Raw genomic sequence first — 26379 nt, forward strand, 5'->3', positions numbered from 1 at the left:
GCGATCGCGTTGGCGGGCGCCATCGCGCCGACGGCACGCTTGAGAAGGGTGTTGTCGACGACCGTGATGTCGTCGAGGGTGAGGGGCAAGGCTGCCGAATGGGTTCCCGCGATGCTCTCTTGCAAAGGTCTCAATTGACGCACTCCTGGAATGGCGCTGCAAATCCGCCGGACGGAAGAAGTGTCCGATCGGACGGATGCTGATTGGGCGCGAGGCCGGGTGGGATGTCGATGGCGCGAGCGGGCGTTGGCATGCAGCCGTGTCGAAAGCCGCGGACAACCATGCAGGCCAGCGCGACACCCGGCAAGTTCATGTGTCAAGGAGAGTGTGCTGTCGCGCTTGCAGCGAGGCCTTCGCTCACGCGTCCAGAAAACGGCGGAAAACGACACCTGTGAACGGGATGTCGACAACGTCAGGGATTACCCTGAGCTTGAAATAAATATTTTCGGATCGGCTAGAATCAAAAACCACAGTCTATTTTTTCAAAGAATCGGCGAGTTCTTTAGAAACAAATTCCCATATCGGCTCCGTAACATAGTTGCGGATGGGAACAAGAAAGCGGGACGCACAAGCGGAATAACACAGGCGCGGTAAGCAACACTACAAGCAGAGTCACGATTGCCCGAGATGAATACATTGGCCCGCGTTTTCGAAGCACTCAGCACGCCAGCAGAGGGGCTGTTCTTTTCAAAGGCCAGTGCCCTTTCCGATCTTTTCTTTTTTCATGCGTCCGGCTGACGGCGGCGGCTATTCCGCTGTCGCGAAGGTTCGCAAGTAAGCAGTTCACCGCAGTACCCCCTCACGCCATTCGAACCGGCAACCGCTCAGGCTGCGGGATGCGAATGTCGTATGCTTCGGCTCGCGACGTCAACGAAAACTGATTAGTTGTACAACCAAAAAGAGGAGATTCCATGAAACGCATCAACACACTTCGCGTCGTTGCACAGGTTGCCGCATTGTCGGTGCTGTCGATCACGACGCTCGCTGCGAAGGCCGATCAGCTTGCGGACATCAAGCAGCGCGGCGAGCTCGTATGCGGCGTGCTGGGCACGGACGAGCCTTTCAGCTTCATGAAGGACCCGATGAGCCGCGAGATCGTTGGCTATGACGTGGACATGTGCAATGCCGTGGCAAAGAGCATCGGTGTCAAGCCGGTTCTCAAGCAGCTGGCCGTGGCCGCGCGCATTCCTGAACTGCAGCAGGGCCGCGTCGATCTGCTCGCCGCTTCGCTCACGCATAACAAGGAGCGCGAAGCGCAAATCGACTTCTCGGTGTCGACCTTCATCACGGGCCAAAAGGCGATGGTCAGGAAGGACAGCGGCATTACGACCCTCGCTCAACTCGATGGCAAGAAGGTGTTGACGGTTAAAGGCTCGACGATGGAGACCAACATCGCGAAGACGATCAAGAACGCGGATGTCGTGTCGTTCGACACCAGCCCTCAGGCGCTGCTCGCGCTCCAGCAGGGCAAGGGCGTGGCCTATGTGAACGACGAGACGACGCTGGTCGGCAACCTCGCGAAGCTCGGCCCGGCGGGGAAAGACTACACGCTGGTGACGCAGAACATCTCGACGGAACACATCGCACTGGGTATCCGCAAGAACGAGCCCGCATTCCGCGAGCAGGTGAACAAGGTGCTGCTCGGCATGGAATCGGATGGCCAGGCGCAGCAAGAGTTCAACAAGTGGTTCGGTCCCGGCACGAAGATGAACTTCCCGCCGCGCACGTTCAAGATCGCAACCGACAAGATCGACTAACTCCAACTATGGCTGCCGCCCGCTCCGACGACGGGCGGCCAGAAACTTCATGCCTACATTCAATCTGTCGGCGCTGCTTTCGGGGCAATATGGCGAATGGCTCGTCAGCGGCTTCCTGATGTCGATCAAGCTGTCCGTGCTTGCCTTTGCATTCTCGCTTCCGCTCGGCATCGTCGTCGCGTTGACGCGCCTCGCTCCCATTGCGTTCATTCGCGGGATCGGTCAGGCGTACGTCGAAGCGATCAGAAACGTTCCGTTGCTTGCGCACATGTTGTTCTGGTACTTCGGCGCTCCGGAACTGCTGCCGCTCGTGATCAAAACATGGCTCTACAACAAGAACTATGAGGCGGCTAGCGCATTGATCGCACTGGTTCTCTACACATCGGCGTACATGGCCGAAGACATTCGCAGCGGAATTCGCTCGATTCCGAAGGAGCAACTCGAGGCGAGCCGCGCGCTCGGTTTCGGCTTTCTGCAGGCGATGCGGCTCGTGGTATTGCCGCAATCGTTGCGGGTCACGGTTCCGCCACTCGTCAACCAGACGCTCAATCTGTGGAAGAACTCGAGTATCGCGATGGTGATCGGCGTAGCTGAATTGATGTACCAGGCGCAGCAGGTCGAAAGCGCGACCTTCCGGGGCTTCGAGTCGTTTGGCGTGGCGACGGCCGCGTATCTGACGGTGTCGATCGCCATTACGCTGTTCTCTGCGTGGTATCAGCAGCGGTATCCCGTACGGAGCATGTAGCGATGATCGACATACTCCAGACTTACGGCATGTACTACCTGGTGGGCCAGTATCCGAATGGGCCGCTCGGGGGACTCGTACTCACGCTGATGCTCGCGTCCGCAGGCCTTGTGCTGGCGCTGCCCGTGGGCATCGTCTTCGGACTGTGCCGCATCAGCCCATTTCGCGTGCTGCGCTGGCCTGCCACCGCGCTCGTCTATGGCGTGCGCGGCACGCCGCTGCTAATGGTCATTTTCTGGGCGTACTTTCTGCTGCCGACGCTCACCGGTCATCGCACGAATCAGTTCAGCACGATGCTCACGGCACTGGTCGTTTTCGACGGTGCGTATCTCGCCGAAATCGTGCGGGCAGGTATTCAGGCATTGCCTAAAGGGCAGATGGAAAGCTCACGCTCGCTCGGCCTGTCGTATATGCAGGCGATGGCGTTCGTCATCCTGCCGCAAGCGTTGCGCAACATGCTGCCGTCGCTCGTGAACCAGCTGGTCTCGACCATCAAGGAGACATCGCTCGGCTACATCATCAGTCTGCCGGAAGTGTCCTTCGTTGCCGGGCAGATCAGTACCCAGGCGCTGACGCAATCGGCACAGATCTATCTGCTGCTCGCATTCAGCTACTTCGTGATGTGCTTCGGGCTGACCCGTTGCGCGTATCTGCTCGAAAGGCGGCTTGCGTCGCGCTTGCCAGCAAAGGTGTGAACATGATCGAGATCGAAAACGTCAACAAGTGGTATGGCGAATATCAGGCACTCGTGGACGTCAGCGAGACCGTTGCGAAAGGCGAGGTCGTGGTGGTGTGCGGGCCGTCGGGCTCCGGCAAGTCCACTCTGATTCGCACGCTGAACCGGCTCGAACCGATCCAGAATGGCCGCATCGTCGTGAACGGTCAGGACGTGCATGCGCGCGGAATCGACGTGAATGCGCTGCGCTCGGGAATCGGCTTCGTGTTCCAGCAATTCAACCTCTTCCCGCATCTGACGGTATTGCAGAACTGCATGCTCGCGCCTGTGCGTCTGAAGCGCATGTCGCAGAAGGATGCTCGCGAGTTCGCAATGAGCTTGCTGGAGCGCGTGGGTTTGCCGCACAAGGCGAACACGTATCCGGGCCAGCTCTCGGGTGGACAGCAGCAACGCGTCGCGATTGCTCGCGCGCTCGCGATGAAACCGCCCGTCATGCTGTTCGACGAACCGACTTCGGCGCTCGACCCCGAAATGGTGAACGAGGTGTTGCTGGTGATGAAAGACCTCGCTCGCGACGGCATGACAATGGTGTGCGTCACGCACGAAATGGGCTTCGCGCGCGAGGTGGCGGACCGTGTGCTCTTCATGGACCTGGGCAAAGTGCTCGAGCGCGCTTCGCCCGACAGCTTCTTCCAGCGGCCCGAGCATCCGCGCGCGCAACGTTTCCTGTCGGATATCCGCTCGCCATGGGCGAGCGCTGTCACTACCTAGCATGAAGAGAGGCGGCGCACGCGCAGGTTACGATGTAGCTTCACCGAATGTACAGGAAAGAGGAATCGCAGAGTTGAAGATCAACGCAGACCGCTTGTTGAACGACCTCAAGCAGCTTCGCAGTTTTGGCGCAACGGGGCCTGGAGTCGTGCGTCTCGCGCTGTCGCCCGTCGATATGCAGTCGCGTCGCTGGCTCGCCGACCGGATGACGGACGCGGGCCTGAATGCAGTCATCGATGGCGTGGGGACGGTATTCGGCCGTTCTTCAAAGAGCGGACCGGCGCTGCTGATCGGCTCCCATACCGACACGCAGCCGACGGGCGGCTGGCTCGACGGCGCGTTGGGCGTGATCTACGGAATCGAGATCGCTCGCGCGCTGGCGGAAAGCGATGCGACCCATCATCTGGCCGTGGATGTCGCGTCGTGGATGGATGAAGAAGGCACATTCTCGTCCTTTCTCGGCAGCCGCAGTTTTGTCGGGGAGCCCGTCGACGAGTCGATTCTCAACGCGAGGGATCGGGAAGGGCTGCTGCTGCGCGACGCACTGGCTAACGCCGGGCTCGACGGCACGCCGCGTGTGCGCGTCGACAAGAGCCGGCACAAAGCCTACCTGGAGCCGCACATCGAACAGGGCGGACGGCTGGAAGCCGCTGGCAAGTCGATTGGCGTCGTGACCACTATCGTCGGCATACGCGAGTTGAGGCTGCGCTTCAAGGGGCAGCGCAATCACGCCGGTACCACGCCGATGTCGATTCGCCGCGATGCCGGCGCGGCTCTCGTCTCGTTCATCGCGCGGATGGACGAAGCGTTCAGCACGCTCGCCGATGCCGACACGGTCTGGACGGTAGGGCGTATCGATCTCGACCCCGGCTCGTTCAGCGTCGTACCGGGCCAGGCCGAAATGTACCTGCAGTTCCGCGATGCAAACGCGCAGCGGCTCAATGCAATGGAGGCTGCGCTCGCGACGCTCGTCAGCGAGTTCAACGCGGCACACAAGGTGACGGTTGAAATCATCGCGTGCGATCAGCCGGAAGAGCCTGTCGTCATGGACAGCGCGCTTCAGCAGCATCTCGCAAGTGCCGCCGAGGCACTCGCGCCGGGGCACTGGGAGCGCATGCCGAGCGGCGCTTCCCACGATGCCCAGGTGCTCGCGCATCATCTGCCGGCGTGCATGCTATTCGTGCCCAGCATCGGCGGAGTCAGTCACGATTTCATCGAAGATACGGCCGAGGAACATATTGTGCTGGGCTGTCAGGTCGCAGCGAACGCGGCCGTCGCTATTCTTCAGGACCTATGGGAACGGCAAAGCTGAAAGATGGTTGCCGGTTCATCCGATTATTCATCTTCCAGGTTCACCTATCTAATTCGTCGAAAAATGCCTGATTTGAGGCAGAATTACGTTGCCTGGTAGTAACCATTAAGGTATTGCGAGCAGATCGGAATCACTCATGTTGTGATCCATTTCGGAACCTCTCAATTGACCCAATGTCAATAAAGGATGTTGCCCTTTTTAGGGGGTCGAAATGGCTGCCACGCAACAAGGGGCCATGCCCCTTACCGCTGAAGACTATCGGCGTCAGCTACGCCGCGCCGTGATTGCCAGCACGATTGGCACGACGATCGAATGGTACGACTTCTTCCTCTATAGCATCGTCACCGGCCTGGTTTTCGCGAAGCTGTATTTTCCGGAGTCCGACCCGCTTGTCGGTACGCTACAAGCGTTTCTCATCTATGCCGTCGGCTTTATCGCGAGGCCGGTCGGCGCAGCCATTTTCGGCCACTACGGCGATCGCATTGGACGCAAGGCCACGCTGATCGTCACGCTCTTGCTGATGGGGCTCGCGACGTTCGCCGTTGCATTCGTCCCTACCTACGCGACGATCGGCATCTGGGGCGCCGTCATTCTGACGGTGCTGCGCTTCATCCAGGGTGTGGGCGTCGGCGGCGAATGGGGCGGCTCGGTCCTGATGTCGATGGAGTGGGCGCGTACCAACTCGCATCGCGGCTTCGTCGCTTCGTGGCCGCAATTCGGCGTGCCGGCGGGACTGTTCATCGCCAACCTCGCCGTGCTCGCGTTGAGCCAGATGTCGGGCAACGCGTTCCTCGCGTGGGGCTGGCGAGTGCCGTTCTTCCTCAGCATCGTGCTGGTCGCGATCGGCCTGTACATCCGCTTGAATATTCTCGAAACACCGATCTTCGCGAAGCTCCTCTCTGAGCAGAAGATCGAGAAAGCGCCGATGCTCGAAGTACTGCGCAAACAGCCGAAAGATATTTTGCTTTCCGCTTTTGCACGGATGGCCGAGCAGGCGCCTTTCTATATCTTCACCGCCTTCGTCTTCACCTATGGCGTCAGGACGCTGGGCGCGACGCGCGACATGCTGCTCACGGCTGTGCTAGCGGCTTCCGTTCTGGAGTTCTTCACCATTCCGTTCTTCGGTCACATCTCGGATCTCATCGGGCGGCGGCGGATGTATATGATCGGCGCCGCCGCGGCCGGGATATTCGGCTTTGTCTATTTCGCCATGGTCGACACGAAGGACCCGGTGTGGATCTTCGTGGCCATCGTGCTCTCGCTGGTGCCGCATTCGATGATGTACGGTCCGCAGGCGGCGTTGATCGCGGAGTCCTTCACTGGGCGTCTGCGCTATAGCGGCGCGTCGCTAGGTTATCAGCTGGCTTCCGTGATTGCGGGCGGTCCCGCGCCACTGATTGCGACCGCGCTTTTCGCGTACTACCACTCGGGCTATGCCATTGCGGGCTACATCCTGGTGTGCGCGCTGTTCAGCCTCGTCGCCTCCTGGCGAATGGGCGATTACACGAACAAGGACATCTCGCGCGAATATGACGAAGGGCGCATGATGGACGACCACGGACACGCAAGGCCGGCGCATTGATCGGCACACTGACCGGCGCATCGATGGGCGCGCGTTGTCGTCACGACGACGCGCGCCGACAGGCGTGGACAGGAGTCGCAGGCAACGCGTGACCTGACAATCGAGGCGCGACGACAGGCCGCATTCCCAGAGCGCTACATGAGCCGTCACTTGCCTCGCTTATGGACGCTATCGTCGCCAGCGGAGCCTGTCGACGACGTAGAAGCCGTCTGGCCGGCAGGCGACTCGGCGAGCGTCGCCTCCTTCCGCACGCGAAGCTCCTGTGGCACAGCGATGTCCGGACTGCGTCGGGCTACATTGCCCGTCTCCATTGCCTGTCGGTTCTCGCGATGAGTGAGATCGTCAGTCTGCGGCCAAACGTTGCGCTCGTTCGGCGATGTGTGAAGCTGCATTTGCGGCAGAGGGATCTCGATGCCGGCCGCGTCCATCTTGAGCTTGAGCCGCGCGTTGAAAGCACGCGCAACGCTCCACTGCTGAAGCGGCCGCGTCTTGATCTGTCCTTTCACGACGATGCAATTGGCGTCGAAGCGGTCGAGCCCCCACACTTCGACCGGTCCGAGTATTTCGTTGCGAAAGCGAAAATCCTCGATCAGATCGGCGCCGACTGCCGCGATCAGGCGTGTCACTTCATCCATGTCCGCGGAGAAGGGAACCCGCACTTCGAATATCGCATTGGCGAAGTCACGCGACAGGTTCTTCACGATCTTGATCTGCGAAAACGGGATGGTATGAACCGCGCCTTGTCCGTCGCGCAGCCGGACCGTGCGGATCGTCAGATCCATCACAGTACCCGCGTGGCCGCCGTCGACGTCGATCCAGTCGCCCACCGAGATCGTCTCCTCGATGATGATGAAGAGTCCCGTGATCAGGTCAGTGACGAGCGATTTTGCCCCGAAGCCGACCGCAAGCCCGATCACGCCTGCACCCGCGAGCAACGGAGTCAGGTTGATGCCCAGGCTGGCGGCGGCAATGACGGCAGCAAGGCTTGCAACCGTCACGAAGATCGCGTTGCGCACGAGCGGCAACATCGTGCGTGCGCGCACGCCGGGATCGAGCGCCTTGTGGCGTGAACTGCTCGGGCCCAGTGCTTCGAGAATCACAGTGTCGATCAGAATCCACATGAACCACGCGCCGAAGACCGTCGCGACGACTGCAATGAGCGCATGCCTGAATCCGGGCGTCATCGCGCTGTGCTTGATCAGCCGTGCAATCGGTCCGCTCCACAGTTCCATTTCGAACCGAATGTACGCGAGCCACATCAGGAGGACGAGCAGCGTGCTCGCGAAGCGCAAGAGCCGCATCAGATGAGGCGCGCGGCGCTGTGCGCGGGTCTCGCGTCGACGCGTCAGATGCAGCAGCAGCGCCGAGACGAACAGCGTGAGGACGAGCAACAGCGCACTGAGCAGCGACGGCCTCAACACGTTCCCTTCTTCGCCGCGCCCGTCGATGATCGCGACGACGGAAGCTATCGCGATCAGCAGAATCGGGATGTGCCACAGCGATGCGAGGATATCGAGCGCTTCAGTGGCGAGCTTGTGGTCACGCCTTCGCGAATAAGGGCGGTTGCGGATCAGATGCGTGACGGGACGCCGGTAGGCAACCGCGAAGAATCCGCACAAAATGGCCGCGGCCAGATTTGCGAGGCTCGATATGAGCCCCGCAAGGTTCGCGCCGAGAAGATGCGTGACGTCAGTGTTGGCTGCCGCGTCGCCGAGCGCCGCGCACGCGCCTATTGCGAAGAGCGGCCGGAGGCTGCGAGCCAGCAGCCGGTGTACGGCGACACGCCGGTGCGCCGTGTTGAACACGGAAAATACGATCAGGCATATCACCGAAAAAATCGAACCCGCGACGATCGCGTACGCAATCACGAGCCCTAGCGTGCGGCCAAGCGCATCAGGCATTCCCCGCACGAACACCAGTACCGCAATGAAGGCGATGATCCACGGCCCTGACTGCCGCAACGCAAAGATCAGCAGGCCAATCGACGTCGGGTTCGGCTCCAGCGCGAGATCCTGACCATGGCGCGCGAGGACGCACCGCTGCAGATAGATCAGCAAGCCGGCACATGCGCCCCATCCCGCAAGCGTCGAGGCCATGCCAACCAGAACCTCGACGAATGTTTCGCCCCTTGACCCTATAAAAATCGCTCGCAGATCACTAGCCGCCCCGCTGGACCGGGCCGCCCAGAAATGAAGCGGTGTCCCGCCGCCGTTCAGATTCGTTTCCACCGATGCGATGCCCGACGCAATCGCGCCGAGCAGATCACTATTGGTCTGCGCGCGCGGCACGGGCGCGACACCTTGCGTGGCATCGCGAAGTCCCTTCAATTGCTCGACGAGCGCTTTGCGTTGGGTATCGTTGTCGAGCGTGCCGATCAGGTTGTTTAGCGAGCGCGTCATTTCCGCCTGACTGGCGGGCGCAGCGGCGGATGCGGCCTGTGCCGCTGAGGCGGGTTGTGCCGATGCTCCCTTCGCGGTGTTGAGGATGCTCTGCAACCCGGCGGGCAGAGGTCCGGCGGCAGCGGGGACCATCGATGTCGCCAACAGCATGACAATGCCTGTTGCGACCAGCCATGCGTGAGCGCGGCGCATCGCACGTTCTGCGACAGTGCGTACCTTCGGAGCGCGCGAGCCGGCAGCGAGAAGCGCGAGATTATTCGGCGGCGACGAGAGCATGGCTGGCTTCGCGCCGCATGAACGCGTTCATGGAGATCCCTTCAAAAGGTCCCCCTGGTTGAGTGCCGGGTAGTCAGACCGACGATGGTGCGATTCGATCGCCAGAAACGATACCCTTCAAAGTCCCGCGCAAAGATTAGCTCATTAGATGCCGCCGTGCCATTCTTCATCGACGCTGCCATGAGATGGCGACAAGAGAGGAGTAAGTTTTATCAAACGCAACAATCACAGCCATTATTCGTTGCTTCAGTGCGCCGAGTATTTGCATCCATAACGCAACGAATGTTCTAACATCATATTGAGTCGACGCCGCAAATCCGCTGCAAACCCATTTGCAATTGCCATCAGTCCAGACAGGGCCGATTAGTCGGGACCCCTGTCATACCGTCTGAAGGAGCGGCCATGTCCCTGTGGAACCAGCGACGAGCCAAGGTCTCGTGCCTGTGGCTTCTGCTTGTCGCGCTGACGTTGGGAGCGGGAGCTGCGCGCGCCCAAACGCAATCGCAACCGGAATCGCCACAGCCCGCGTCGTTCAAGCCTGAAGAACTCGAAGCGCTCGTCGCGCCGATTGCGCTCTATCCGGATTCCGTGCTCGCGCAGGTACTGATGGCATCGACGTATCCGCTGGAAATCGTGCATGCGGCGCGCTGGGTGAAGGCTAATCCGAAAGTCAAAGGGGACGCCGCCGTCAAGGCCGTCGAAAACGAGCCGTGGGATACCAGTGTGAAATCGCTGGTCGCGTTCCCGCAAATTCTCGAGCCGATGAACGACAAGCTCGACTGGACCCAGAAGCTCGGCGACGCGTTTCTCGCGCAGCAAAAAGACGTGTTCGCCGCCGTTCAGCGCTTGCGCGCCCGCGCAAAGGACTCGGGCAACCTCAAGTCGAACGAGCAGCAGAACGTGGTCGTCGAACCGCCTCCCGCCGGCGGCGGGCAAACGATCGTGAAGATCGAACCGGCGAATCCGCAGGTGATTTACGTGCCGGCCTATAACCCGACCGTCGTGTATGGATCGTGGAGTTACCCCGCCTATCCGCCGACCTATTGGCCGCCGTACCCGGCGTACTATCCGGGCCAAGCGCTGATGACGGGGTTCGCGTGGGGGATCGGGCTCGCTGCCGCCGGCGCGATTTTCAGCAATTGCAACTGGGGCGGCGGCGACGTCAATATCAACGTCAACAAAGCCGCGAACATCAACCGCAATTTCGACCGCACCAAGGTCGAGGGCGGGCGCTGGCAGCACGATGGGAGCCATCGCCAGGGCGTGGCCTATCGTGACAATGCGACCCGCGACAAGTACGCGCGCAACGTCGGCGGCGCCGAGGGGCGCAACGATTTCCGCGGTCGCGATACGGGCGCAGGCGGGCGCGTCAATACAGCCGACCGGGCGGGCGCAGGCAATCGCGCGGGGACGGCGGACAGAGCCAACGCAGGCAACCGTGCCGCGACCGCGGACAGGTCCAACGCGGGCAATCGCGCATCGGTGGCGGACAGGTCGAATGCCGGCAATCGCGCGGGCGGCGGCGCGGGCGTTGCGGACAGATCGGCCGGCGGCGATTTCGGCGGCGGCTCGAACCGCGCGGGCACGGGCGACGTCTCGCGTGCCAGCGATCGCGCGGGCGGCGGTGGCGGCGGTTTCAGCGGCGGCCGCGACAACGCATTTCAGGGCGTAGGCGCAGGCGGCGCGACGCAGCGCAGTTATGACCGGGGACGCTCCAGCACGCAGGGCTCGGGCTTCAATCGACCAAGCGGCGGCGGCATGCGCGCGGGCGGCGGCGGACGTGGCGGAAGACGCTAGGGAGACGCGAGCATGAAAGCATCGTCACGATTTCGGCTGGGCTTGCCAGAGCAGGCGCCGAGCGCTGTCGCCGTCGCGCTGGCGCTGTGTTTGGGCGTCGTGCCGTTCGCGCATGCGGAGAAGGACTTCAGCACTCCCGATGCCGCGATGAACGCGTTCGGCGAGGCCATCAGCAACAACGAGGAGGCCACGCTGCAATCCATTTTTGGACGCAACTTTCGCGATCTGATTCCGCCCGTCGGCGCCGAAATACGCAGCCGCTTCCTCGACGAATGGGGCAAGTCGCATCAGATCGAGCAGACGGATAACGGCCATGCGCACATTGCAGTGGGTAACGACGGCTGGACCTTCCCGATTCCGCTCGTGAAGAGCGGCAACGGATGGCACTTCGACATGCGAGCGGGCGCGGAGGAAATGCGCTTGCGCCGTATCGGCCGAGACGAGCTCGCCGTCATCCAGACGATGCTTGCGATCTACGACGCGCAGCGCGAGTACGCGCTTACCGATCACGACGGCGTGGGCCTGCTGACGTATGCGTCGAAGATGTCGAGCTCACCGGGGAAGCACGACGGTCTGTACTGGCCTACGCCACCGGACGCGCCACCGAGCCCGCTCGGACCGGCCTTCGTTCAGGCGAGCGCGCGTAATGCCGAGGACGCCGGCTATCACGGCTACCACTACAGGCTGCTGACGTCGCAAGGCCCGCATGCGCCTGGCGGCGCATACGACTACGTCGCGCATGGCAAGCTGTTCGGCGGCTTTGCCGTCATTGCATGGCCAGCCCGGTACGGAGAGACGGGGATCAAGAGCTTCATGGTCAGTCACGCCGGGCAGGTCTATGAAAGCGATCTCGGCCCGGATGGCGCATCGAAGGCGAAGGCCATGTCGTCGTTCGATCCCGGACCCGCCTGGACGAAGGTGCAGCCCTGACGTCCCGGCCTGGGTGCGGACGTTCACGGGCGAACAGACGCGTATTGCGCTTCAGTACCGCGAGGCAACATGAGACGTTCCGCCTCTCACGCCGCGACGCTGATCATCGCACTGGCGGCAACGGCGTTGGCCAGTGCCGCGATACGCAGCAATCCGGACGCACGTCCGCCGCCTGTCGATCCCGCTGCGGCGGCAAGTGCCGACTCGGGACAGGCCGATCTGGATGCCTTGTTTTTCAGGCATGGCATCGACCCGGATTCGAACAAGGCTCGCATCATCGTCGCATGGGTGGAGAAGATCCGCGATGACCCCGTCATCGCGGCGGGCATCGCTGGTGGAGCGCAAAGCGTCGGGCAGATCTTTCTCGATCCTGCCGCACGCGAGGACCTGATGTCGCAAGGACTCGTCCGTCTCGCACCGCCGGACCGACTGAAGTACGTGCAGCTCGTGACGAAGTTCCTCGACGAGCTCGTCCCCGTCAACTGCTTTGGTCTTTCCAACATGCGCGCGGTGATGAATCAGGTCTCGCTGCGCGAGATGACGGATTCCGACGTCGACCAGTACTTCAATCTTCTCTTCAAGGTTCTGCTCAGCGATGCGTCGAATGCGCCCGTCCCCAGTCCGACGCCGCAACAGTACGCCGCCGCCGAGCGGCAACTGACGCGCACGCTCGTCGCGGAACTTCACGGCGATCAGACGAACCTGGCGCGATTCGCGTCATACACGTCGAATCCATCGATGGCGACGCCGTCGGACGCATGCTGGGCGACGAGAGTGACGTTGCACGCGATCATCGCGATGCCCGACCCCGAACGGGATTTCGTTCTGCTTCGGACCATCATGCCGAACAGCGGGCGTGATGCTTCATCCCGTGAGCAACCGGACGCGCCGGGCACCGCCACGCCTTTGCGCGCGGCGTCACAGCCAGGCAGCGCGGATGCGCCGTAGCACATGCCAACCGTAGGCGCCTCGATGCCGCGGGCCGCTCGTGTCTTCGAATCTTGCGTCGCTAACAAGGAATTCGCGGTCGCTCCGGCTGCGATGAACTGTCACTGCGGGAGAAAGGTGATGAATAACCGGGCCGCACTCGTACTATTTTTTGCGTTGACATCGGCGCTGCTCGGCTGCGCGCAGCCTTATCAGCAATTGCAAGCAGGCGCGGACCAGTCGACGGTGATTGCCCGCCTGGGACCGCCGAAGGAAACCTACAATCTTCCCGATGGCGGCAAGCGCTTGATGTGGCCGACCCAGCCGATGGGCACGACAACGACGGCAGCCGATTTCGACGCTTCCGGAAGAATGGTGAGCGCCCGCCAGGTGCTTCAGGAAAGCGAGTTCTATCGCGCCGAAGTCGGCAAGTGGACACGCGACGATGTACTCGTCAATTTTGGCCGCCCATTCGAGACATCGTATTTCCCGCTAATGAAGCGCGAGGTCTGGTCGTACCGCTATCAGGAAAGCAACGTCTTTTACATGATCTTCAACTTTTATTTCGACGATCAGGGCGTTGTGCGGCAAACGCAGAAGTCGCCTGATCCAATGCGCGATCCGAATCGGCGCGGCATGTTCTAGCTGGTTCGCCAGAACTCGTGACCAAGGCCGATCCCTTCGCCGTGCGCGCGGCGAATCCCTACGGTTTCCGTATGCAGGCGATTCGATAGACTCCATCCTCGACTTCGACGCCGTGCGTATCGTGAGTGAAGCCCGGAAAGCGCAGGTCGAATTTTTCGAGCGCCTTCAGGTAACCGAGCAACGGGCCATCGTCGGGGCCTGCATTCTCGCCGGGCATCAGCAGCGGAATTCCGGGCGGATAGGGCACGACCGCGTTCGCCACTGTGCGGCCCGCCATTTGCGACAGGTCCAGCGTTTCCACCTGGTTGTGCACGAGCAGCTCGAATGCCTCCTGCGGACTGTATTCCGGATCGGGAAGCGTCGAGAAGCCGCGCGACATCATCTCCGTCGTCTTCAGATCGCCCATCGCGCGGAACATGAGATCGCAGAGATCGCGCAATCCGAGGCGGCTATAGCGTTCCGGATAGCGTGCGACCAGAGCCGGCAATGCCTGATCGAGCGCGAGATTGGCGTCATAGTCTTTCTTGAAGTCGAGCAGCGTGTTGACGAGCGTTCCCCATTTGCCCTTCGTGATGCCGATCGAGAACAGCAGCAGAATCGTGAAATCAGTCGTTTTCTCGACGACGATGCCGTGCCGATCCAGGTAAGCCGTCACGACACATGCCGGAATGCCGACGGGCAACAGCCCGCCTTGCGGCGCAACACCGGGCGTCAGGATCGACACCTTGATCGGATCGAGCATGCAGTAGCCGTCTTCGATGGTCCCGAAGCCGTGCCACGCATCGTTGGGATGCATGACCCAGCACGACGGATCGGTCGCGAGCAGTTCTTCGTCGGCTTCATGGAAAGGCGTGCGCCGGCCGGTGTGGCGATTGACGACGATTTCGGGTTGCCAGCCGTTGAAGAACCAGTCGCTTTGCTCGTCGAACTGCGCATGAAGCCTGCCGAGCATCTGGCGAAACGCGATTGCCTCGCGGATCGCGTCTCCCGTCAGCGCTTCGCCGCCGGGGCCGTCCATCATCGCGGCGCTGACATCGTTCGATGCAATGATTGCGTATTGCGGCGAGGTCGATGCGTGCATCATGTACGCTTCGTTGAAGCGCGCGTGCTCGATCGGATTGCGCCCGTCGCGAATGTGGATGAACGATGCCTGCGACAACGCCGCGAGCAGTTTGTGCGTCGAGTGCGTCGCGAACACCGTCGGCTTCGAAGCGTCATGATCGGCGGGGTCGCCGTGCATCGCAAAGCGGTCCTTGTAGAGCGGGTTGAAGCGCGCATACCCGTACCAGGCTTCGTCGAAATGCAGCCGGTCGACGCTTTCGCCCAACAGTTCTTCCAGTCGCGTCACGTTGTAGCAGAGTCCGTCATACGTCGAATTCGTCACGAGCGCATGAACCGGCGTGGGATCGACGCCATCGCGATTCCTGACGAGCGGGTTCTGTTCGATCAGAAGGCGAATAGCCGCGGCCGTGAGCCGCTCGGGCATGATCGGACCAATGATGCCGTAGTGATTGCGCGAGGGCACGAGATAGGTCGGTATTGCGCCCGACATCGTCATCGCGTGCTCGGACGACTTGTGACAGTTGCGATCGCATAGCGCAATCTGATTGCGTGTCACGCTCGCCATCAGGATCACGCGATTCGACATCGACGAGCCATTCGTCACGTGATACGTGCGATGCGAGCCGAAGACTCTCGCCGCATAACGTTCGCTTTCGCCGATGGGGCCGCTGTGGTCGAGCAGCGAGCCGAGTTCCCCGACCGAAATCGACAGGTCCGAGCGGAACAGTTGTTCGCCGAAGAACTCGAAGAATGCCTGTCCGACCGTCGACTTCATGAAGGCCGTGCCGCCCGTATGACCCGGCGTATGCCACGAGTATTCGAATACCTTCGAGAAGCGCGCCAGTGCGGCGAACATCGGCGGCAGCACGGTCTCGCGATAGCGCTCGATCGACGCGACGATTCTTCCCGCGATGAACGCCGTGGTGTCTTCCAGCATCCAGATGAAGTCGTCGGCCTTTTGCATCGCGTCGACGGGAACGGTCGATGCGCTCGTGCGGCTCGCGAGCAGGAAAATCGGCACGGTCGCGCTGCGCACCCGCTGCGCATCCAGCACGCGCTGAGCCTGTCGATGGCTTTCGTCGCTTTCGAGTTCCCAGTCCAGCAGCAGACATTGAATCAGCGGATCGGACCGGATGACCGACACGGCGTCGTCGGCCGAAGTCGCTATCACGACCCGCACGCGCCGCTCCTCCAGTTCGGCTGCAAGCGACTGGGCGGCGCGGCCACTCGCCGTGCGGGCATCGACCTCGTGATGAACCAGCAACGCTTTCATGCCAAGGCGGCGATAGATGGATTCGGACGAGGCGGACATGTGCACTCCCCTGGTTCGCGTTCTGACAGCAAGCGGCCTGGCGCGCGATGAAAGCGGACGCCAGGCCGGGGCCCCGGGTACTTACTCGGGCAAGACAGCAAGACGATAGAAATTCTTCGTGTATTCATCCGGCTCGCCGAACCACTTCACGAAAAGCCCGCGATAGTCGCCCGATGCGTACATCTTGCTGAGCGCGCTGTCGACGAAAAGGCGCATGTCTTCGTCGTCGCGCGCGACGCCCAGCGAAACGGGCACAACGGTGAAGCGGCGCTGAAGGATCAACAGGCTATCCGACGCGGTGCTCCGCTTGACCGCATCCTGAAGAATCTGCCGCTCCGCGAAGAAGACATTGGTTTTGCGGTCGAGCACCTGCCGCACACCCTCTTCATAACTCGACACGTTGACGACGTGCGCTGTCAGCTTGAACTCGTTGATCCGGTCATTTAGCCATCGCTGCGTGGGCGAGTCCTTGATGGTCGAAAATGTCTGCGCATTGAGAATCTCCGCTGGCGATGCGCGCCATACCGGCCGGTTGGTCTGCGTGTCGCCGCTGAGTATGGCCTTGAGTCCGGGCGATGCGTCGGCGCGCATCAGCGCGCCAATACCGCCGGGATAGACGGGCACCGAATAGCTGATGAACTTGCGGCCCGTCAGTGTTTCAGCGTCGCCGCACAGCAGGTCGATCCGGCGTTCCTGCAGCGCGCGGTAGCGGTCGTCGGATGAGACCTGCGTCCAGTTGACGGTCAGCGCGGGAAGGCCCAGTCCGCCTTTGATCTGTTCCGCCACGCCCTGGCACAAGCCCGCGAGATAACCCACGGCGCGGCCTTCGTTATCCCGGTACACGAACGGGCTGGCCACGTCGACATAGCCGATGTTGATCTTCCCCGATTGCTTGATCCGCGCGAGCGCGCCCGACGGGACGGCGCTCGCTCCGGCTGCGTGTGCGGGACGCGGCGCCGGCGCGCACAGCACCGCGAACGCGATGATGCTCGCGGCGGCGATTGCCGGCTTGCGCGCCTTCGCGCCCAGCAGCGAAAGCCGTGGCGCGATGAAGCCATAGATGACGTAGCCGATCGCCATGACCAACATGCCGCCCAGCACAGCGTCCTTACCGGACGCGTAGAGCGCGTAGACGGAGTACGCCATCGCGATGACGGCGACCACACCATTGCGTCTATAGACGGCAGGTTCCGTCCCCGCGTCGCGCATCATGACGAAGAGGGCGGATAGCGACACGATATACGGCACCACGTTCGTCACGACGGCCAGATTGACGAGCGCCGCGAACTGTTCGGACAGGTTGGGCGAAATCGTCGACAGCGCCATCAGCGACTGCACGATGCCCATGATGATCATGCCCGCGATCGGCGCGCCGTTGTGGCTGGCCTTGCTGAAGATCGGCGGGAACATGTTGCTGTCGGCGGCGTCTTTCGCGGTCTGGGCGAGCGTGAACTGCCAGCCGAGCAGCGAGCCGACGCACGCCATCGCCGCGAGCGCCATCACGATCGAACCGACCGCCGGGCTGAACATGTGCGCGAAAGCGAGACCGAACGGCCCCGTCGATTTCGCGAGGTCCGCATTGGGGACGATGCCCTGGATAGCCGTCGTCGAAAGAACGTAGATGATTGCAGCGCCCAGCGTCCCGAACATGCAGGCGAGCGGCACATCGCGCTTCGGATTCTCGACGGCCGACGAGTTCTGCACCGCCGATTCCATGCCGAGAAATGCCCACAGCGTAAGCGAGATGCTGGAGCCCATGCCTTCTATGAGCCGCATTCCTTGCGGGTTCCAGGCAGCGGCAAAGGTGCTGGTGTGAAACCAGAACCATCCGGCAATCGACACGAATCCGACGGGCAGAATCACGCCCCAGACCGTGACGGAGCCGATGCGCCCCGTCAGCTTCGGACCGCCGAAGTTCGCGACCGTGGTGAGCCACAACAGCGCGATCACGCCGACGCACGTCGCGACGGGCGACGAGGTCAGCACGGGGAAGAAGGCAGCCAGATAGCCGAGCGCCGAACTCGCGACGGCGACGTTCGCAATCGCAAGCGACAGGAAGTAAAGGAAGAACACCTGAAAGTAGCCGGGCTTTCCGTAAGCGTCTTCAGCGTATGCCGCCATGCCGCCCGCGCGCTGGTTGAGAATGCCCGCCTGCGCGAAGCCATAAGCGATCGCCATCGAGCCCAATGCCGTCACCACCCACGACAGCAGTGAAATGGCGCCGACTTTCGCCATATTGGTGGGCAGCATGATGATGCCCGAGCCCATCATGTTTACGGTAACGATGAACGTCAGTTGCACGACGCTCATCTTCTTCGGTTGAGCAGCCATGGCGCACACTCCTTAGTGGCTTTCCTTGTCGGTTATTCACTGACCACGTAGGTATAAAAGCGGATGCGACCGTCTTCGCGTTCCTGGAACACGCCCTGAACTTCATAATTGAAGCCCGGAAATCGATTGAAGGATTCCTGGAACGCCATGAAGTAATCCAGCATCGGTTGGGCACGGTCATCCCAACGCTCGCCGGGGAGCACGACACCGATTCCTGGCGGATAGATGAGCGCCAGAGTCGCGGAGACGCGGTTTTTGACACGGTCGAGCGGCACATACTCGACCCGGTTTGCGACGAGCGCCTCATACGCTTCTTCCGGCGACATCGCGAGTTCCGGAAAGCTCGACGCGCGGAAACACAGCCGCTGCAGATTCTTGACGTTCGCCTCGCGATAGAAGTTGTGCATTTCGTTGCACACGCGCCGCAGCGTGTAGCCCTCGTAGCGTTCGCCATGCGCGGCGCACAGCGTAGGCAGCACTTCAGCCAGCGAGGCATCGCGATCCCACAGGTTCTTGAACTTGACGAGCCGCGCTATCAGCGTATTGAGCTTGCTTTCGTCTTCTGCGGGCGTCATCAGAAAGAGGATGCTGTTCAGGTCGCACTTTTCGGGGACGATTCCTTCTTCACGCAGGTAGTTCGCCACGACCGTCGCGGGCACGCCGAAATTCAGGTACTCGCCTGTGCTCCGGTCGATTCCGGGCGTCAGCAGATTCAGCTTGTTCGGATCGGCCATCACATAGCCGTCGGCGTAGCCGGTATAGCCGTGCCAGGTCGCTTCCGGGCGGAATTCCCAGCACTGCTGCTCGCGCTTGATGACGTCGGTCGGAATGTCTTCCCACGCGATATTCGATGCGTCCGCCATGAAATTAGAATTGCGGATATCGACGACGTCGGGAACGAAAGGATCGAAGAACCACTGTTCCTGTGCTGTCTTGCCTGTCTCCTGATAGTGGCGGGCGAACTGGCGGAATTTTTTGCGCGCCTCGATGCCAAGCTCGATACAGCTGTCCCACAGCACTTCGCCCGCTTTTCCTTCATGCACTTTTGCGTTGACGTCGAGCGACGCGAACAGCGGATAGAAAGGCGATGTGCTTGTGTGAATGAGGAACGACTCGTTGAAGCGCTTGTGCTCGATGTAACGCTGTTGTCCCCGGATGTGGTCGTCTCGCTTGTGAATCTGCGACGCCTGCGAAAAGCCGGCCCCCTGCTTATGAACGGATTGGGTCGAAAAGAGGCCGGGCATTTCCGGTGTCAGATCTTTCAGGCGCATCGGGCTGTGATCGTCGAACAGCGGATGGAATGCGTTGTAGCCGATCCACGCCTCATCCCACAGCACGTAGTCGCATAGATGGCCGATCTTCTCAAGGACTTTGCGGACGTTGTAGATCGTCCCGTCGTAAGTTGCGAGCTGAATGCATGCGAGCCGGAACGGGCGTTCCGCGTGGCTGCGTTCCGGGTCCTTGACCAGCGGGCTGTTACGGATCTGCTCGCGCAGATAGTCTTCGTTCCAGGCTTGCCAGTCGACCGCGCCGATCATCCCGAATGCGTTGCGCGAAGTCGGCAGGAAGATGGGAATCGCGCCGGCCTGAACGAGAGCCCCCTGATGCAGTGACTTGTGATTGTTGCGGTCGAACAGAACGAGATCGCCGCGTTTGAGAACGGCGCCCGTCACGATCTTGTTGGATGTGCTGGTTCCATTCAGAACGAAGTACGTCTGATCCGCGCCGAAGACTTCGGCGGCGTGACGTTGCGCTTCCGCAGCCGCGCCTTCGTGTATCAGCAGATCGCCGAGATCGACATCGGCATTGCACAGATCATTGCGAAAGATGCTTTCGCCGAAATGCTTAAAGAACAACTGTCCAGCCGGCGACTTCCGATAGAACTGCCCGCCCTGATGCCCCGGACAGTCGAATGCGATATTGGCCTCGGCATCGTACGCGACGAGTCCGCCGAAGAACGGCGGCAACAGGCTCAAGCCGTATTTGACGAGGCTCGCCATGACCTGCTTGGCGTAGAAGGCGGGCGTTTGCTGTCCGAGATAGATATAGCCGTCGACTTCGCCGAGTCCCGCTGTCACCGCGAGATCCGACAGATGGTGCGAGTTTGCGAGTGCCCAGAGCGGCGTCCGGAAGCCTAGCGAGCGCACCGCAGCGGCGAGTTTCCGCGCCGCTTCCAGGCGGGCGCCGTCGATCAGGACGATGTAGGCGCCGACGTCGGCGTCTTCATTGACGTCACGTGTGAAGCTATCCGTCACTTCGACGCGGAAGTGCTCCGTCGTGATCTGCTCCAGTAGCTCGCTCGTTTGCGCGTCATTTCGGTCCACGATCGCGACTACCTTCAGAAACTTGTGAAAGGGAATCGGGATGGTGGGCGCCTTCAAAAGGCGAGGGACCATGGTCACTCCTTCTTCAACCGGCTTCGCGAATCAGCTTGATTTGACGCCGATGCGCCGGACGTCAGCGGACGTCCGGCGCAGGAATATGTACCGTCAACTTTCGGCAATGCGACTGTTCATTCAGATCGACAAGTAACAGGAAGGCAGAACGCACAACCGGGGACTACCGTGGTTTCCGGATGTCAGTGGTCATCTGGCAGAAGGCGGCGTGGCGATACCTTTCTGCGGGTCTCTCCCGGCTGTTACTGGAGCCCGAAAGCGGGCTGCCAGAGGTGCATCGATATAGTCGTCGTAGGTGCTAGGTATATAGTTGGCGAGCTTGTCGCTTATTGCAAATTTTTTTGTTTACGCGAGAACCTGGCATAGCGAATCAAGCAGATCCCATTCGTATTTGCATTGGTTGAGTATCGCTGCTTCATCAAGTATCGATGTCTGGTCATTCATTTTTTAGAAAATATCTCGCGTATATTTTCAATTACTGTCGTGCAATTCGACACTCGCAATAGCTGATATACGGATCACGTAGAATCTTGAACAATGTGGTTTTATCAACCAGAATGATCTGCAGATGACGTGCCGGTTTTTTCCGTAGGAACTGTAAGAACAACTAGACAGAGCATCTCCGAGGCGCGCTTTCGCTTTCGTTCATTGCCTGATATGAGTCCGCGCGTGCCGAGATGAAGCCGCATAAATAAAATTCTGGCCGCACGTCACTTCACGCGTGTTGCAAAGCGGCAGATCGAAGCCGCATGGCTCCATCGCCGGTGTGATGACTTTCTGTCAATGAACACGCGCAAACAGTCTTTCGCCTGAAGGCAGTAAGTCGATAAGCGGGCTTCCGTTGCAATCGGCAAGCCGAGACGCTCTGATTCGCATATAGGAGACAGTGATGAATACAGAGGTCACCAGGCTCGGAGCCTACTCCGAGGTTGGCAAGCTGCGTATGGTCATGGTTTCTGCGCCCGGACTGGCTCATCAACGCTTGACGCCAAGCAATTGCGACGAGCTGTTGTTCGACGATGTCATCTGGGTGAGCCAGGCCAAGCGGGATCACTTCGACTTTGTAACGAAGATGCGCGAGCGCGGGGTAGAAGTTCTCGACGTGCACAACCTCCTGACGCAGACGCTGGACAATCCCGAAGCGCGTAAATGGATACTCGACCGAAGGATTTCCGACGATAGCGTTGGCGTAGGGCTAAGCAACGAAGTGCGCGCGTGGATGAACGAACTGGAGTCGCGCAAGCTTGCCGAATTTCTGATTGGCGGCGTCTCGCTCGACGACATTCCCGGCAGCGATGCGCCCGTCGTCAAGCTCTTTCGTGAATATCTGGATTACTCCAGCTTCCTGCTTGCACCGTTGCCGAACATGGTCTTTACGCGCGACACGACTTGCTGGATCTATGGCGGCGTGACGCTCAATCCGATGTATTGGCCTGCGAGACGGCAAGAGACGCTGCTCGAAGCCGCGATCTACCGGTTTCACCCGACGTTCGCCAACGCCAGCTTCGAGACCTGGTACGGCGATCCCGACAAGGACCACGGCGCATCGACGCTGGAAGGCGGCGACGTGATGCCGGTCGGCAAAGGCACCGTGTTGATCGGCATGGGCGAACGCACATCGCGGCAGGCAATCGGTCAGGTCGCGCGGGCGCTGTTCGAGAAAGGCGCGGCTGAACAGGTGCTGGTCGCGGGCATGCCGAAGTCGCGCGCAGCCATGCACCTCGACACGGTGTTCAGTTTCTGCGACCGCGATCTCGTGACGATATTCCCGGAAGTGGTCGGAAAGATCATCACGTTCACGATCAGGCCCGACGACAAGAGTTCCTATGGCATGAGCATCCAGCGCGAAGACAAGCCCTTCGTCAAGGCGGTGGGCGATGCGTTGGGACTGAAGGAACTGCGCGTGGTCGAAACGGGCGGGAACCAGTTCGCGGCGGAACGCGAGCAATGGGACGACGGCAACAACATGGTGTGCATCGAGCCCGGCGTCGTCGTTGGCTATGACCGCAATACGTTCACGAACACGCTGCTGCGCAAGGCGGGCATCGAAGTGATCACGATCGCGGCCAGCGAGCTTGGGCGCGGCCGCGGCGGCGGGCATTGCATGACGTGCCCGATTGCGCGCGATCCCGTTGATTACTGAGGCGTTTGCCCGAGTCGAGCCAACGCTCAGCCACCCGTCGATGGAGACAACTCATGGCTTTCAATTTGCGAAACCGCAGTCTTCTCAGCCTCATGCATCACAGCGGCCGCGAGCTGCGCTATCTGCTCGATCTGTCGCGCGATCTCAAGCGCGCCAAATACGCAGGCACCGAGCAACAGCATTTGCAGCGCAAGAACATTGCATTGATCTTCGAAAAGACATCCACTCGAACGCGCTGTGCATTCGAAGTCGCCGCGCACGATCAGGGCGCGCACGTCACGTATATCGATCCGACATCGTCACAAATCGGACACAAGGAGAGCATGAAGGATACGGCGCGTGTGCTTGGCCGCATGTTCGACGCAATCGAGTACCGGGGATTCAGTCAGGAAATCGTCGAGGAACTGGCGCGCTACGCATCCGTGCCGGTCTTCAACGGATTGACGGACGAATATCATCCGACGCAGATGCTCGCCGACGTGCTGACGATGCGCGAATACTCCGACAAGCCGCTGCACGACATCAGCTATGCGTATCTCGGCGATGCGCGCAACAACATGGGCAACTCACTATTGCTGATCGGCGCCAAGCTCGGCATGGACGTGCGCGTTGCAGCGCCGAAATCTCTATGGCCGCATGAGTCGCACGTTGCTGCATGCCAGCAATTCGCAAAGGAAAGCGGCGCGCGCGTCACGCTTACCGAAGATCCGAGAGAAGCAGTGAAAATGGTCGATTTCATTCACACCGACGTGTGGGTGTCGATGGGCGAGCCGGTCGAAGCCTGGGACGAAAGGATCAAGGCGTTGTTGCCGTATCAGGTGAACCGCGCGCTGATCGAGTCGACCGGCAACCCGCGAACCCGCTTCATGCACTGTCTGCCAGCCTTTCACAACTGCGAGACCAAGGTCGGCCAGCAGATTGCGGAGCGTTATCCAGACCTGGCGAACGGGATCGAAGTGACGGACGACGTGTTCGAGTCGGATTACAACATCGCATTCGAGCAGGCAGAGAACCGGATGCATACGATCAAGGCCATCCTCGTCTCGACTCTGGCCGATATCTGACCGTATCGGTTTCGCCCCATGTTCGTCGCCGTGCGGTGCACGCGTGCCGCACGGCCAGGCATTCCGCAGGAGGATCGCATTATGCGCCTCGTCATCGCACTGGGCGGCAATGCGCTGTTGCAGCGCGGCCAGCCCATGACGGAGAGCCAGCAGCGCGAGAACGTCAAGATTGCCGCCACGCAGATCGCCAGTGTGGCGAAGGGCAATGAACTCGTGATCGCGCATGGCAATGGTCCGCAGGTCGGCTTGCTTGCGCTGCAAAGCGCGGCCTACAAGGACGTATCGCCGTACCCGCTCGATGTGCTCGGTGCGCAGACGGAAGGGATGATCGGCTATCTGATCGAACAGGAACTGGGCAATCTGCTGCCGTTCGAAGTCCCGTTTGCGACGATCCTGACGCAAGTCGAAGTGGATCTCGCGGACCCGGCGTTCCAGCATCCGACCAAGCCCATCGGTCCCGTGTATTCGAAGGAAGAGGCGCAGAAGCTGGCGGAAGAAAAAGGCTGGAGCATTGCGGAGGATGGAGACAAGTATCGCCGCGTGGTCGCGAGTCCGCGGCCGCAGCGCATCTTCGAAATCCGTCCGGTGAAATGGCTGCTGGAGAAGGGCACCATCGTCATCTGCGCGGGCGGCGGCGGCATCCCGACGTGCTACGACGAAAACCGCAAGCTGCGCGGCGTGGAAGCCGTGATCGACAAGGATCTGTGCTCCGCGTTGCTCGCACAGGAACTCGAGGCGGACGTCCTCATCATCGCGACCGATGTCAACGCTGCCTACGTCGATTGGGGCAAGCCGACGCAAAAAGGCATTGGCCAGGCGCATCCGGATGAACTCGAGAAGCTGGGCTTTGCGTCGGGGTCGATGGGGCCCAAAGTCCAGGCCGCCATCGAGTTCGCACGCAAGACGGGCAAAGATGCCGTGATCGGCGCGCTTCGCGATATCGTCGCGATCACGCAAGGCACGGCGGGTACGCGGATCAGCGTGCGCAAGCCCGGGATCGAGTTCTACCCGCTCGCGTAACGCGGCATGTGGTGTTCGCCTGCACTCACGAGACCCGCGCGCCGACCCGTCATTTTGCCTGGCTGGCGCGCCAGTCGCGCGGCGTCATCTGAAAGTTTGCGACGAACCAGTTCGTGAACGATCCCTGTTGCGCGTAACCCAGAAGCGACGCGACGCGTCCGATCGGATAGCGTGGGTTGCTCATGTAGCGCACAGCAAGCTCGCGCCGCACTTCCTCGACTTGATCCGAGAAGCTCGTACCGGATGATTTCAGCTGACGTTGCAGCGTGCGCACGCTCACGCCCAAATGACGCGCGACCAGTTCGACGGTGGCCTGTTCGAGGGGCAGCAGCAGATAGATCGCCTTGCGCACTTCGAGCGCGGTGGAATCCGGCCCTGTCGCGTTGAGGGGAGCGGCCAGGCTCTCGGCGTATCGCACGAGTTCAGGGTCCGCTGCGGGATTGGGGTAGTCGAGATCGGCCGTGGCGCACACGAACCCGTTGAAGTCGCTGCCGAACTCCAGCGGACAGCCAAAGAATCGTCGATGAAACGTGAGGTCCGCGTGCGCGGCGTGAGTGAAATGGACAGCGCGAGGTTTCCAGAACTGGCCGAGCAGCGCGCTCGAGTGACGCGCGAGGGCGCCGAGCGCCAACTCGATCGCCTGCGTCGTCGGCGTGCCCGGCGCGACGACGAGTTCCTCGCGAATCGTGACCGTTTCGCCTGTCGTCTCGACGTAGATGGCCAAGGCTTCGTTGAGCAGATGCCGGTATTCGGCTGCTGCGAGCAGTACCTCGCGCAATGTGCGCTTGTGCGCGAGCAGCACGTTGACGACGCCAGTGCCGAACTTCTGCCGGGTTTCGGCCATCTGCAACGCGAAGGTCGGGCACGACGCCTTGTTTGCCGTGAGCTCCAGCAGCCGGCAGCAGGCGGCGGCGGGCACGCGATCGCTCGCATTGGCAAGCGCCGCGGGATCGATACCGGCCTGCTGCGCGAGCTCGACGGGGTTCAGTCCGAGCCGCCGCGTCACATCGAAATAGCCGTTCATGGCGATCGACCCGAGCATCGTTTCCATTGTTCTTTCTCCGCAGTCTCTTCATACATGCTGCGCCTTCCCTTTCGGCGATGCGATGCGCACTGCGGGCCAAATATTGGTGTTAACACGCAGTGGCACGGATCGCTAAAAGGATGGCGCCTGATCATAAAAGTCTAGCGCGTGGATGCCGTATTGTGCGAGCACGACGATTCGAGATGTTCC

18 protein-coding genes are annotated in these 26379 nt (G+C 61.0%); 13 read left to right on the forward strand and 5 right to left on the reverse strand.

Going from position 1 to position 26379, the window contains the following annotated elements; translation table 11 throughout:
- Positions 1-911 precede the first annotated feature (911 nt).
- The 6 genes from BN2476_RS21375 (at position 912) to BN2476_RS21400 (ending at position 6843) form a co-directional block, all read left to right on the forward strand.
- Positions 912-1757, forward strand: coding sequence for an ABC transporter substrate-binding protein (locus BN2476_RS21375; RefSeq protein ID WP_087736167.1), 846 nt, complete (start codon positions 912-914; stop codon positions 1755-1757).
- A 49-nt stretch (positions 1758-1806) separates the two neighbouring features.
- Positions 1807-2502, forward strand: a complete 696-nt coding sequence (locus BN2476_RS21380) for an amino acid ABC transporter permease (protein ID WP_087736168.1) — start codon at positions 1807-1809, stop codon at positions 2500-2502.
- Between the two features lie 2 nt (positions 2503-2504).
- Positions 2505-3197: an amino acid ABC transporter permease gene (locus BN2476_RS21385; protein WP_087736169.1), complete on the forward strand. Its 693-nt coding sequence runs from the start codon at positions 2505-2507 to the stop codon at positions 3195-3197.
- Positions 3198-3199: 2 nt separating this feature from the next.
- A complete protein-coding gene (locus BN2476_RS21390; RefSeq protein WP_087736170.1) occupies positions 3200-3949 on the forward strand; it encodes an amino acid ABC transporter ATP-binding protein in 750 nt (249 codons plus the stop codon).
- 73 nt (positions 3950-4022) lie between these two features.
- The gene (locus BN2476_RS21395; RefSeq protein WP_235850918.1) at positions 4023-5261 is read left to right on the forward strand and encodes a Zn-dependent hydrolase; all 1239 of its coding nucleotides are present in this window, start codon (positions 4023-4025) and stop codon (positions 5259-5261) included.
- 211 nt (positions 5262-5472) lie between these two features.
- Positions 5473-6843, forward strand: coding sequence for an MFS transporter (locus BN2476_RS21400; protein WP_087736172.1), 1371 nt, complete (start codon positions 5473-5475; stop codon positions 6841-6843).
- 146 nt (positions 6844-6989) lie between these two features.
- Here BN2476_RS21400 and BN2476_RS21405 read toward each other — a convergent pair whose 3' ends face one another.
- The gene (locus BN2476_RS21405) at positions 6990-9392 is read right to left on the reverse strand and encodes a mechanosensitive ion channel family protein (RefSeq protein WP_235850920.1); all 2403 of its coding nucleotides are present in this window, start codon (positions 9390-9392) and stop codon (positions 6990-6992) included.
- Positions 9393-9920: 528 nt separating this feature from the next.
- On the opposite strand from BN2476_RS21405, the gene BN2476_RS21410 reads away from it, so the two are divergent.
- From BN2476_RS21410 to BN2476_RS21425, 4 genes are all read left to right on the forward strand, one after another.
- Complete coding sequence (locus BN2476_RS21410; protein WP_087736173.1) at positions 9921-11315, forward strand: DUF3300 domain-containing protein; 1395 nt, start codon at positions 9921-9923, stop codon at positions 11313-11315.
- A gap of 12 nt (positions 11316-11327) precedes the next feature.
- Positions 11328-12245 (forward strand): DUF2950 domain-containing protein, encoded by a 918-nt coding sequence (locus BN2476_RS21415; RefSeq protein ID WP_087736174.1) that lies wholly within the window; start codon positions 11328-11330, stop codon positions 12243-12245.
- A gap of 69 nt (positions 12246-12314) precedes the next feature.
- Positions 12315-13193, forward strand: coding sequence for a hypothetical protein (locus tag BN2476_RS21420; protein ID WP_087736175.1), 879 nt, complete (start codon positions 12315-12317; stop codon positions 13191-13193).
- A 120-nt stretch (positions 13194-13313) separates the two neighbouring features.
- Positions 13314-13817 (forward strand): hypothetical protein, encoded by a 504-nt coding sequence (locus tag BN2476_RS21425; protein WP_087736176.1) that lies wholly within the window; start codon positions 13314-13316, stop codon positions 13815-13817.
- Between the two features lie 58 nt (positions 13818-13875).
- Here BN2476_RS21425 and BN2476_RS21430 read toward each other — a convergent pair whose 3' ends face one another.
- The 3 genes from BN2476_RS21430 to speC all read right to left on the reverse strand — a co-directional run bounded on the left by BN2476_RS21430 (position 13876) and on the right by speC (position 20918).
- A complete protein-coding gene (locus BN2476_RS21430; protein WP_087736177.1) occupies positions 13876-16191 on the reverse strand; it encodes an Orn/Lys/Arg family decarboxylase in 2316 nt (771 codons plus the stop codon).
- A gap of 81 nt (positions 16192-16272) precedes the next feature.
- On the reverse strand, positions 16273-18522 hold the full coding sequence (gene potE / locus BN2476_RS21435) for a putrescine-ornithine antiporter (RefSeq protein ID WP_087736178.1): 2250 nt from the start codon (positions 18520-18522) through the stop codon (positions 16273-16275).
- Positions 18523-18554: 32 nt separating this feature from the next.
- Positions 18555-20918 carry an ornithine decarboxylase gene (speC, locus tag BN2476_RS21440; protein WP_087736179.1) on the reverse strand — a complete coding sequence of 788 codons (2364 nt, stop codon included), beginning with the start codon at positions 20916-20918 and terminating at the stop codon, positions 18555-18557.
- 889 nt (positions 20919-21807) lie between these two features.
- Here speC and arcA point away from each other — a divergent pair.
- From arcA to arcC, 3 genes are all read left to right on the forward strand, one after another.
- Complete coding sequence (gene arcA / locus BN2476_RS21445; RefSeq protein WP_087736180.1) at positions 21808-23061, forward strand: arginine deiminase; 1254 nt, start codon at positions 21808-21810, stop codon at positions 23059-23061.
- Positions 23062-23114: 53 nt separating this feature from the next.
- Positions 23115-24125, forward strand: coding sequence for an ornithine carbamoyltransferase (locus BN2476_RS21450; protein ID WP_087736181.1), 1011 nt, complete (start codon positions 23115-23117; stop codon positions 24123-24125).
- Between the two features lie 81 nt (positions 24126-24206).
- Positions 24207-25145 (forward strand): carbamate kinase, encoded by a 939-nt coding sequence (gene arcC, locus BN2476_RS21455; protein WP_087736207.1) that lies wholly within the window; start codon positions 24207-24209, stop codon positions 25143-25145.
- A 49-nt stretch (positions 25146-25194) separates the two neighbouring features.
- Here the strand turns inward: arcC and BN2476_RS21460 are convergent, their stop codons facing one another.
- Positions 25195-26196 (reverse strand): AraC family transcriptional regulator, encoded by a 1002-nt coding sequence (locus BN2476_RS21460; protein ID WP_087736182.1) that lies wholly within the window; start codon positions 26194-26196, stop codon positions 25195-25197.
- Positions 26197-26379 lie beyond the last annotated feature (183 nt).

This window comes from Paraburkholderia piptadeniae (genome assembly GCF_900007165.1).
GTDB classification, from domain to species: Bacteria; Pseudomonadota; Gammaproteobacteria; order Burkholderiales; family Burkholderiaceae; genus Paraburkholderia; species Paraburkholderia piptadeniae.

Coding starts and splice junctions, on each gene's coding strand:
- BN2476_RS21375 (WP_087736167.1), top strand. CDS start 912: ATGAAACGCATCAACACACTTCGCGTCGTTGCACAGGTTGCCGCATTG.
- BN2476_RS21380 (WP_087736168.1), top strand. CDS start 1,807: ATGCCTACATTCAATCTGTCGGCGCTGCTTTCGGGGCAATATGGCGAA.
- BN2476_RS21385 (WP_087736169.1), top strand. CDS start 2,505: ATGATCGACATACTCCAGACTTACGGCATGTACTACCTGGTGGGCCAG.
- BN2476_RS21390 (WP_087736170.1), top strand. CDS start 3,200: ATGATCGAGATCGAAAACGTCAACAAGTGGTATGGCGAATATCAGGCA.
- BN2476_RS21400 (WP_087736172.1), top strand. CDS start 5,473: ATGGCTGCCACGCAACAAGGGGCCATGCCCCTTACCGCTGAAGACTAT.
- BN2476_RS21405 (WP_235850920.1), bottom strand. CDS start 9,392: ATGCTGTTGGCGACATCGATGGTCCCCGCTGCCGCCGGACCTCTGCCC.
- BN2476_RS21410 (WP_087736173.1), top strand. CDS start 9,921: ATGTCCCTGTGGAACCAGCGACGAGCCAAGGTCTCGTGCCTGTGGCTT.
- BN2476_RS21415 (WP_087736174.1), top strand. CDS start 11,328: ATGAAAGCATCGTCACGATTTCGGCTGGGCTTGCCAGAGCAGGCGCCG.
- BN2476_RS21420 (WP_087736175.1), top strand. CDS start 12,315: ATGAGACGTTCCGCCTCTCACGCCGCGACGCTGATCATCGCACTGGCG.
- BN2476_RS21425 (WP_087736176.1), top strand. CDS start 13,314: ATGAATAACCGGGCCGCACTCGTACTATTTTTTGCGTTGACATCGGCG.
- BN2476_RS21430 (WP_087736177.1), bottom strand. CDS start 16,191: ATGTCCGCCTCGTCCGAATCCATCTATCGCCGCCTTGGCATGAAAGCG.
- potE (WP_087736178.1), bottom strand. CDS start 18,522: ATGGCTGCTCAACCGAAGAAGATGAGCGTCGTGCAACTGACGTTCATC.
- speC (WP_087736179.1), bottom strand. CDS start 20,918: ATGGTCCCTCGCCTTTTGAAGGCGCCCACCATCCCGATTCCCTTTCAC.
- arcA (WP_087736180.1), top strand. CDS start 21,808: ATGAATACAGAGGTCACCAGGCTCGGAGCCTACTCCGAGGTTGGCAAG.
- BN2476_RS21450 (WP_087736181.1), top strand. CDS start 23,115: ATGGCTTTCAATTTGCGAAACCGCAGTCTTCTCAGCCTCATGCATCAC.
- arcC (WP_087736207.1), top strand. CDS start 24,207: ATGCGCCTCGTCATCGCACTGGGCGGCAATGCGCTGTTGCAGCGCGGC.
- BN2476_RS21460 (WP_087736182.1), bottom strand. CDS start 26,196: ATGGAAACGATGCTCGGGTCGATCGCCATGAACGGCTATTTCGATGTG.